Source organism: Thermaerobacter composti (assembly GCF_033582035.1).
GTDB classification, from domain to species: Bacteria; Bacillota; Sulfobacillia; order Thermaerobacterales; family Thermaerobacteraceae; genus Thermaerobacter; species Thermaerobacter composti.
On sequence record NZ_CP132508.1, the window covers coordinates 2,993,266 to 3,001,239 of the forward strand.

General features: G+C 74.5%; 10 protein-coding genes. All 10 read right to left on the reverse strand.

The features are described 5' to 3' along the window. Positions 1 to 84 precede the first annotated feature (84 nt). Positions 85 to 711, reverse strand: a complete 627-nt coding sequence (locus Q5761_RS12295) for a DUF4446 family protein (protein ID WP_318750728.1) — start codon at positions 709 to 711, stop codon at positions 85 to 87. 145 nt (positions 712 to 856) lie between these two features. Further along, positions 857 to 1,741, reverse strand: a complete 885-nt coding sequence (locus tag Q5761_RS12300; RefSeq protein WP_135224600.1) for a ParB/RepB/Spo0J family partition protein — start codon at positions 1,739 to 1,741, stop codon at positions 857 to 859. Further along, the gene (locus Q5761_RS12305; RefSeq protein ID WP_135224601.1) at positions 1,713 to 2,495 is read right to left on the reverse strand and encodes a ParA family protein; all 783 of its coding nucleotides are present in this window, start codon (positions 2,493 to 2,495) and stop codon (positions 1,713 to 1,715) included. Before Q5761_RS12305 ends, Q5761_RS12300 begins: the two co-directional genes overlap by 29 nt. Before the next feature lie 130 nt (positions 2,496 to 2,625). Next, positions 2,626 to 3,645, reverse strand: a complete 1,020-nt coding sequence (locus Q5761_RS12310) for a ParB/RepB/Spo0J family partition protein (protein WP_135224602.1) — start codon at positions 3,643 to 3,645, stop codon at positions 2,626 to 2,628. A 101-nt stretch (positions 3,646 to 3,746) separates the two neighbouring features. Further along, positions 3,747 to 4,634 carry a 16S rRNA (guanine(527)-N(7))-methyltransferase RsmG gene (gene rsmG, locus Q5761_RS12315; protein WP_135224603.1) on the reverse strand — a complete coding sequence of 296 codons (888 nt, stop codon included), beginning with the start codon at positions 4,632 to 4,634 and terminating at the stop codon, positions 3,747 to 3,749. A 75-nt stretch (positions 4,635 to 4,709) separates the two neighbouring features. Next, complete coding sequence (jag, locus tag Q5761_RS12320) at positions 4,710 to 5,405, reverse strand: RNA-binding cell elongation regulator Jag/EloR (protein WP_318750729.1); 696 nt, start codon at positions 5,403 to 5,405, stop codon at positions 4,710 to 4,712. Continuing rightward, positions 5,386 to 6,048: a YidC/Oxa1 family membrane protein insertase gene (locus Q5761_RS12325; protein ID WP_318750730.1), complete on the reverse strand. Its 663-nt coding sequence runs from the start codon at positions 6,046 to 6,048 to the stop codon at positions 5,386 to 5,388. The genes jag and Q5761_RS12325 overlap by 20 nt, the downstream gene beginning before the upstream one ends. A gap of 172 nt (positions 6,049 to 6,220) precedes the next feature. Then, positions 6,221 to 6,430 (reverse strand): membrane protein insertion efficiency factor YidD, encoded by a 210-nt coding sequence (gene yidD / locus Q5761_RS12330; protein ID WP_167758841.1) that lies wholly within the window; start codon positions 6,428 to 6,430, stop codon positions 6,221 to 6,223. Next, positions 6,427 to 7,092, reverse strand: coding sequence for a ribonuclease P protein component (rnpA, locus tag Q5761_RS12335; RefSeq protein ID WP_318750731.1), 666 nt, complete (start codon positions 7,090 to 7,092; stop codon positions 6,427 to 6,429). Before rnpA ends, yidD begins: the two co-directional genes overlap by 4 nt. A gap of 15 nt (positions 7,093 to 7,107) precedes the next feature. Continuing rightward, positions 7,108 to 7,242, reverse strand: a complete 135-nt coding sequence (gene rpmH / locus Q5761_RS12340) for a 50S ribosomal protein L34 (RefSeq protein WP_135224608.1) — start codon at positions 7,240 to 7,242, stop codon at positions 7,108 to 7,110. Positions 7,243 to 7,974: the final 732 nt, after the last annotated feature.

The window sequence follows — 7,974 nt, forward strand, 5'->3', positions numbered from 1 at the left end:
GGGCCGATGGGGGTGCGCCGCGCCATCGGTCGACACCGCGCCCGCCCCTTCCCCCTGCCCGATCACGGTCCCGGACCCGCCCCCTCAAGGCCGGGCGGCCGGCTCCCGCGGACGCGCCGGCCCGGATGCGGTGGCGCCCACGGCCGGTTCGGGCGCCCCGCCCCCCATCGCCCTGCGGATGGCCTCCCGCTCCTCGTCGCTCAGCAGATACGGTGAACTCCCCGCGGTGATCGGCTTGGCGTAGGTCCGGCACTCCTCCCGGCCGGCGAGGGTGGTGATCACCGCCCCGTTGCCCTGGGCGTCCAACAGCGCCAGGGCGAAGCTCTGCTCGCCCCCCGTGTGGGGGAAGGCGTTGAAGCGGACCACGGCCACATGCCGGACGCACCGGGCCAGTTCCTCGGCCAGCTGGGTCACCCGGCGGGCCACCTCGTCCTGGGCCATCTCGAGCCGGTGCAGGCGACCGAGGATCGCCCCCGTCTCCGCGTCGTCGGGCTGTCGCGATGCCGCCGCGCTGTCCCACCCCGGTGCCCGCAACCACCGTTCCAGCCGTCGCAGACGGCGATGCGCCGCCACCGCCTGCCAGACGGCGAGCATCGCCACCCCCAGCGAGATGACGGCCATCGCGGCGGAGTGGGCCACGACGGCCGTCCCGGCCCGCCCCACCATCTCCCATGCCTGATCCCAGGGTATCGCCGACCAGAACGAGTCCATGGGTCTCCCCCCGCCCTTCGCCCGCGGCTGCGTCGCCAACGGCGCCTCGCCCCTGCCGGCGGCGGGCCCGGTTCGGAGCCGGTTCAGAGGCCCGCATCGCGCGACGGGCCGGCGAGCAAGGCCCGATGGCGCCGCGGCCTCGCCGTCACAGCGGGGCGGCCGAGGCCTCGAGCCGGGCCAGGATGCGCTCCAGGTCATCCCAGCTGTAGTACTCGATGACGATCTGCCCCCGCGCCCCGCGACCCCGGATGGCAACCCGCGTGTTGAGGGCCCGCTGCAGACGGTTGACCAGATCCTCGACCTCCGGGGCCGGCGGCCCGGTCACCCGCCGGGAGCGACGGGGCCGCGCCGGCCGCTGGGCGATGCGGTCCTCCAGCTGGCGCACCGTCAAGCCCTCGGCGAGGACCTGGGCGGCCAGGCGCCGCATCTCCGCCGCCGAGCCCACGCCGAGCAGGACCTTGGCGTGGCCCGTGCTGAGCTTGCCCTCGGCGACCAGGCGGCGGAGATCGTCCGGGAGGGAGAGCAGGCGCATGAGATTGGCGATGTGGGACCGGCTCTTGCCCACCCGCTGGCTGATCTGCTCCTGGGTGAGGCCGAGCTCCTCGCTCAGCGTGCGGTAGCCCTGGGCCTCCTCGATGGGGTTCAGGTCCTCCCGTTGCAGGTTTTCGACCAGGGCGATCTCCATCATCTCGACGTCCGAGAACTCGCGGACCACCGCCGGGACCGTGGCGAGGCCCGCGGCCTGGGCGGCGCGCCACCGGCGCTCCCCGGCCACCAGGCGGTACCCGTCGCCCTCCGGCCGGACCAGCAGCGGTTGGACGATGCCGTGCTGCCGGACCGACTCCACCAGCTCGGCCAGGGCGTCGGGGTCGAACTGGCGGCGCGGCTGGTAGGGATTGGGCCGGATGCGCTCGACGGGGATCTGCTCCACCTGCTCGCCTGCCGCCGGATCGGGGCGCACGCCGGGCAACAGCGCCTCCAGGCCCTTGACGTCGATCCCCCTAGCCAGCCCGCGCTTGCTCCTCGACATACTCCACCACTTCCTTGGCCAGCTCCATGTACACCTCGGCCCCGCGGGAGCGGGCGTCGTAGACGATCACCGGCTGACCATGGCTGGGCGCCTCCGACAGGCGCACGTTGCGCGGGATGATGGTGCGGAACACCTTGTCGCGGAAGAAGCGCTTGACCTCCTCGGCGACCTGGATGGAGAGGTTCGTGCGCCCGTCGAACATGGTCAGGACCACGCCGTCGAGGACCAGGTCCGGATTCAGGTGGGCCTGGACCGCCCGGAGCGTGTTGAGGAGCTGGCTCAGGCCCTCGAGGGCGTAGTACTCGCACTGGATCGGCACCAAGAGCCCGTCGGCCGCCGCCATGGCGTTGAGGGTGAGCAGCCCGAGGGAGGGCGGGCAGTCGATGAGGACGAAGTCGAACGTCTCGCGCACCCCCTCCAGCGCCCGGCGCAACCGGGTCTCCCGCCCGATCATGCCGACGAGCTCCAGCTCCGCCCCGGCCAGTTCGATGTTGGCCGGGACCAACCACAGGCCCTGGATGGCGGTGGACCGGATGACCTCCCGCAGGCTGCGCTCGTCGATCAGCACGTCGTAGATGCTGCGGCCCACGCGCCCCTTGTCCAGGCCGAAGCCGCTGGTGGTGTTCGCCTGGGGATCGATGTCGACCACCAGCACCCGCCGACCCAGCGCGGCCAGACAGGCTCCCAGGTTCACCGTCGTCGTGGTCTTGCCGACGCCACCCTTCTGGTTGGCGATGGCGATGACCCGTCCCATGGCCGATGCGGCCTCCTCCCGGCCCGGGGCCCCGGGCGCGCTAATGTTCCACGTGGAACACCCGCGGCTCCTGCCGCCCGACCCCACCCCGTGCCGCGGGGCCAGCCCGCGGGCGGCCGGCGGCTCCCCCTCACGGCGATGGCGCCGCCACCTGGCGGCTCCCATCCGCCCCGCCCTCGGCCCCGGCCCCCCCGCCGCGGTGGCCCGGCTCGTCTCGCCCTCGCGCCGCCGTGCCGCGCCCCGCCTTGGGGATGCGAATCCGGACCTCGACGAACCCCTCGTCCTCGCGCTCCTCCACCCTGGCGTCCAGCCCGGCGCGCCGCAGGGTCTCCACCCCTGCGCGGACGGTGTTGAGCAGGATGCGCACGTCCTTGATGGCCCGCAACCCCTCCAGCCGGCGCCGCCGCCGCGCCCCACCGCGCTCCGAGCCCCCGGCCGGCGGCTCGTGACTCCGTTCCTCCTTCAGGATCGCCGCGATCCGCTCCTCCAGCTGCCGCACACTCCACCCGCCCGCCACGGCCTCCTCCAACACCGCCACCTGCAGCGCCGCCGAGGGCAGCCGCAGCAGCGCCCGCGCATGCCGCTCGCTCAGCCCTGCGGCCACGATCCGGTCCCGCACGGCGGGCGGCAAGCGCAACAGCCGCAGCTTGTTGGCGATGGTGGACTGCTGCCGTCCCAGCAGGCTCGCCAGTTCCTCCTGGGTGAGGCCGAACCGCTGGATCACGTCCTGATAGGCCAGGGCCTCCTCGAAGAAGCCCAGCTCCTCCCGCTGCAGGTTCTCGACCAGCGCCAACACCGCCGCATCGCGATCCGACAACGGGCGGACGACGGCCGGCACCTCCTCCAGGCCGGCCCGGAGCGCGGCCCGCCACCGCCGTTCGCCCGCCACCAGCTCGTAGCCGCCCGCCGGGCCGGGACGAACCAGCAGCGGCTGCAGAAGCCCCACCCGCCGGATGGATTCCGCCAGCTCCTCCAGCGAGGCATCGTCCAGTTGGGTGCGCGGCTGGAAGGGGTTGGGCCGGATCGCCGCCACGGGAAGCCGGCGCAGGTCCTGGGCGCCCCCGCCGCCGGCCGCCCCCGCCTCCGGCGATGCCGCCCCCTCCCCCTCGCGACGTCCACCCACCCAGGCAAGCCATCGCCCCGCTCGCATACGCGTCCTCCTCTGGAATCCCCAGCCCGCCGCTGCCGACCCGGGCCCCTCCCGGGACCTCCGTCTCTCGCCCGCCCCCGGTCGCACCCTCGCCCTGGCCCTTACCGGGTCCCGCGCCCGGCGCCGGCGGCCCGGCCGGCCCATCCCGGGGCCCGGACGCCGCCGCCCGCCGCCCCTCCCCCGGCGCGGCCAAGCCCCTCTCCCCCTGGGCGCGACGCGGTCATGCCGAACCTCCCGCCCGCCGCCGGCCCTCCACCCAGGGGCCGCCGCGCCGGCACGCCCGGGCGCCGCGGATAGGCCTCCGGGGTCGGGCGCTCCTTGACCACTTCCACGATCACCCGCTCCCCGGCGCCCCCCGGCAAGCGGAAACCGTGGAGCGCCGCCAGCCGCCCGCCCAGCACCCGCGCCGCCTGCTCCGCCGCCGTGCGCTCCTCCTCCACCCGCGGCCCCTTGTACGCCCAGAGCCGGCCGCCGACGCCCAGGAACGGGAGTCCGTACTCCACCACCACGGCGAGCGGCGCGACCGCCCGCGCCACCACGGCCGCGGCTCGACCGCGCCACTGCCGGTCGTGACCCGCCTCCTCGGCCCGACGCGCCTGCACCGTCACCCGTTCGGCAAGGCCCAGCGTCGCCACCGCCTCGGCCAAAAACCGCGCCTTCTTCCGTTGGGCCTCCAACAGCAGGCCTCGCCACCGCGGCCCCAGCGCCAGCAGCAGCGGGATGCCGGGGAACCCGGCGCCACTCCCCAGATCGACCAGCACACCCTCTTCGGGCCATGCCTCGCCGACGGCCAGCGCCATCAGCGAGTCCAGGTAGTGTCGCACCAGGGCCTCGTCGTCCTCGGTGATGGCGGTGAGGTTGACCCGGCCCCGTGCCCGACGGACCAGCTCCCAGTGGATTCGCATCGCCTCCAGCGCCGCCCCGCTGACCCGCACGCCGAAGGCGCCACAGTACGCCGCCAGGCGCTCCCTCCACGACGCCGGGTCCACCCCTGCCCCCCCTCTCCGACGAACCACGGTGCCCGGGCGACCAGGGTCCGGCTGAGCAAGCCCCGCCGCTCCACCCTACGGCCGGCCGCCCGCTGCGAACCCGCTCCCCCGCGCCGCCCGCCGCGGCACGATCACCACGCGGCGATAGGGCTCGGTGCCCGTGCTCTCGGTCCGCACCTCCGGGTGGTTCTGCAACGCCAGGTGGACCACACGTCGTTCGGCGGCCGGCATCGGCGCCAGGGCCACGGGTCGCCGCGTCCGTCGCGCCCGTTCCGCCATCCGCAGCGCCAGCCGCTCCAGCGCCTGCCGCCGCCGTTCCCGATAGCCTGCGACATCCAGGTGGACCCGCCGCCGCTCGTCGCTGACGCGCGCCGCCGCCACGTTGAGGAGGTACTGCAAGGCGTCCAGCGCCACCCCGTGGCGGCCGATGAACGCCCCCAGCTCCGGACCGCCATCCATCCGCGCCACGATGCGATCGTCGGACTCCTCCACGTGAACCTGGACCGCGAGCCCCGCCCGTCGCGCCAGTTCGTCCAGGAAGGCGGCGGCGAAACGCGCCTTCGTGGGCCGCACCCTGGCGGCCACCACGGCGTCGCGCTGGCCCACCAGCCCCAGCCAACCCCGCGCGGGCTCCACCAGCACCCGCGCCTCCAGCTCCTCCCTGCCGACGCCCAACTGGCGAGCCGCCGCAGCGAGGGCTTCCTCCACCGTCCGCCCCCGCACCTCGATCCACGGTCCCGTCCCGGGCAGCTCAGGAGATCCCGCGCTCATGCCCTCTCTTCCCCTTTCCCGCCGGCGCCGGCGCGGGCTGCTGCCGGTTCATCCAGATCTGCTGCACGATGGAGAACACATTGCTGGTCACCCAGTACAGCGCCAGCCCCGCAGGGAAGCTCCACGCGAAGAAGGTCAGCATCAGCGGCATCAGGACCAGCATCGTGCGCTGCTGGGGCTGGGTGACGGTCATCGCCGTCTTCATCTGGACGTACGTGGTCACGCCCGCGAGGATCGGCAGGACGAAGTACGGATCCGCATGGCGGAGGTCCGGGATCCAGAGGAAGGCGCCGCTGCTGAAGGTGCGCAGCGCGAGGAAGAGCCCGTACAGGATGGGGAACTGGATGAGCAACGGCAGGCAGCCCGAGGCGGGGTTCACGTTGTGCTCCCGCCACAGTTTCATGATCGCCTCGTTGGCCTTCTGGGGGTTGTTCCGGTACCGCTTCTGGATCCGCTCGACCTCGGGCTGCAGCGCCTGCATCCGCTGCATCGAGCGCATCTGGGAGAACGTCAGGGGCAGGAGCAGGAGCCGGACCAGCACGGTGAACAGGATGATGGACAGGCCGGCGCTGCCCGTCACCGCCCGGCTCCACTCCAGCCCGGCCTCGATGGCGGCCACGAACCAATGCCAGAGCTGACTCAAATCCGGGCGCCTCCTTCTGCCGTCCCCGACCGGGCCTCCTGGCCGTGGTGCGGCCCGACGGGACCCCCGCGGACGCGGCGCGGGCACCACAATCTTCTGCCAGTTCGACCACGGCTATCCTGATTCCTTGCCCCCTGGCGCGGTCCCACCGGCGCGCCTCAGGGCACCGGCCTCAGGGCACCGGGTCGTAGCCCCCCGGCGCCCACGGGTGACAGCGCAGGATGCGCCGCAGCGCCAGCCACCCGCCGCGCCAGGCGCCGTGGCGCGCCACCGCCTCCAGGGCGTACGCGGAACACGTGGGCGCATAGCGGCAGCTGGGCGGCTTCCATGGCGACAGCCACCGCCGGTAGCACCGGATCGCCAGCAGCAAGAGGCGCGTCAACACGGCGCCCTCCCTCCCGGCTCCGTCGCCGCCCGCTTGGTGCCCGCTCCCGGCGCCGACCCGTCCCGCCCGCCGCCCGGGTCCGATGCGCCGGAACGCGCTGCGCCGCGGGCCTCCGCTCCCTGGCCCGCCTCGCGCCCCGACCCCATCCGCTGGCGCCCGGGCGCGGCCCCGGGACCGGCCGCGCCCGCACCCGCCCGAGGCCTCGCCTCTCCCCCACCACCGCGAAGGCCCCCTGAGACAGGGGGCCTCAACAGTCGCGCCTTGCGCAAGACGTCTTCCAGCGCCCGGCACGCCGTCTCCCAATCCAGATCGGCCGCGGCGTCCCGGGCCACCACCACCAGCCACCAGCCCGGCGCGACCCGGGGCGCCAGCCGGCGGAAGGCCTCGGCCAGCAGGCGGCGGACGCGATTGCGCCGCACCGCCTTGCCCAGGCGACGGCCCACCGTGATGCCGATTCGCGTCGGACCGCCCGCCGCGGGGCCATGACCCGCGGCGGGCACCCCGTCGCGGCCACCGGCATCCGCGGGCTGCGGCGGACGCGCCGCATCCGGCCGCCAGGCGTAGAGGACCACCCACCGGTTCCCCCACGCCCGCCCCGCCCGCCGCACCTGGCGAAACTCCTCGCCGCGGCGCAGGCGCCACGGCCGTGGCAGGCTCACCGGACCTCGCCCCGCTCAGACCGCCAGGCGGTGGCGCCCCTTGCGCCGCCGGCGCGCCAGCACCCGTCGCCCCGCCTTCGTGCGCATGCGCACGCGGAAGCCGTGGGTCCGGTGCCGGCGCCGCCGGTTGGGTTGATAGGTGCGCTTCATCCCCTCCACCCCGCTTCCCGGCTCGCCGGGTTCGGCCGGAGGCCGCCCCGAGCGGCCCCGGGTGGCCCTGCGTGCAAAAACCGCCGGAACCCCGAGGCATCGCCCGTTCCGGCGGCTTCAAAGCAGCGCCATTATAGCGGCGCCCCCTGCACGGTGTCAACGCGCCGGCGGTCCCGGTGCGTCCCCGACCGGGATCGGCACTGCCTCCACCCCGCCCCCGTGCATCCCCGCCGCCTGCCCGCACGGTGCCCCGGCGCCCGCCCCCAGCCCATGCGATCCGATTGTGGGAGTTCCCAGGAACCTGCTATCATCGTGGCGCCGGCCTCCGACGACGACACGAGTCGCCGCTGCCCCGTCGGGCGGCCGCGGGGGCGTCCCTCCGAGCCCTTCTTATTCACATCCTGTGGATAGGCTGTTGATACCGCGACGCCGCCCGGCACGACTCGACCGCATGCGCCGGCAGGAGACGCCGGCCGGCGCGCGGAATCTACACCGTCCCACAGCCGTCGACTGGGAGGCCGACGAGCTTCGACCTTCCACCGCCCACCGGGGCCGGTGGAAGGGTCTTTTTGCGTAAGGGGCTCTGTGGATAGGTTGTGGACGAACCGTGGACAACCCGGGGGTCTTGCCCCCGCCCATGGCGCGGAGACGCGGTCTCGCCGGCTTGGGTCGTCCCGGCTCGGGCCACGACCTTATCCACAATCCGGACCCACCGGTTAGGAGGACCCTGCC

What these genes read in the sequence shown, in the direction of transcription:
- Q5761_RS12300 (WP_135224600.1), bottom strand. Translation starts at nt 1,741, where the DNA reads ATGTCGAGGAGCAAGCGCGGGCTGGCTAGGGGGATCGACGTCAAGGGC.
- jag (WP_318750729.1), bottom strand. Translation starts at nt 5,405, where the DNA reads ATGAGCGCGGGATCTCCTGAGCTGCCCGGGACGGGACCGTGGATCGAG.
- Q5761_RS12295 (WP_318750728.1), bottom strand. Translation starts at nt 711, where the DNA reads ATGGACTCGTTCTGGTCGGCGATACCCTGGGATCAGGCATGGGAGATG.
- rpmH (WP_135224608.1), bottom strand. Translation starts at nt 7,242, where the DNA reads ATGAAGCGCACCTATCAACCCAACCGGCGGCGCCGGCACCGGACCCAC.
- Q5761_RS12305 (WP_135224601.1), bottom strand. Translation starts at nt 2,495, where the DNA reads ATGGGACGGGTCATCGCCATCGCCAACCAGAAGGGTGGCGTCGGCAAG.
- Q5761_RS12310 (WP_135224602.1), bottom strand. Translation starts at nt 3,645, where the DNA reads ATGCGAGCGGGGCGATGGCTTGCCTGGGTGGGTGGACGTCGCGAGGGG.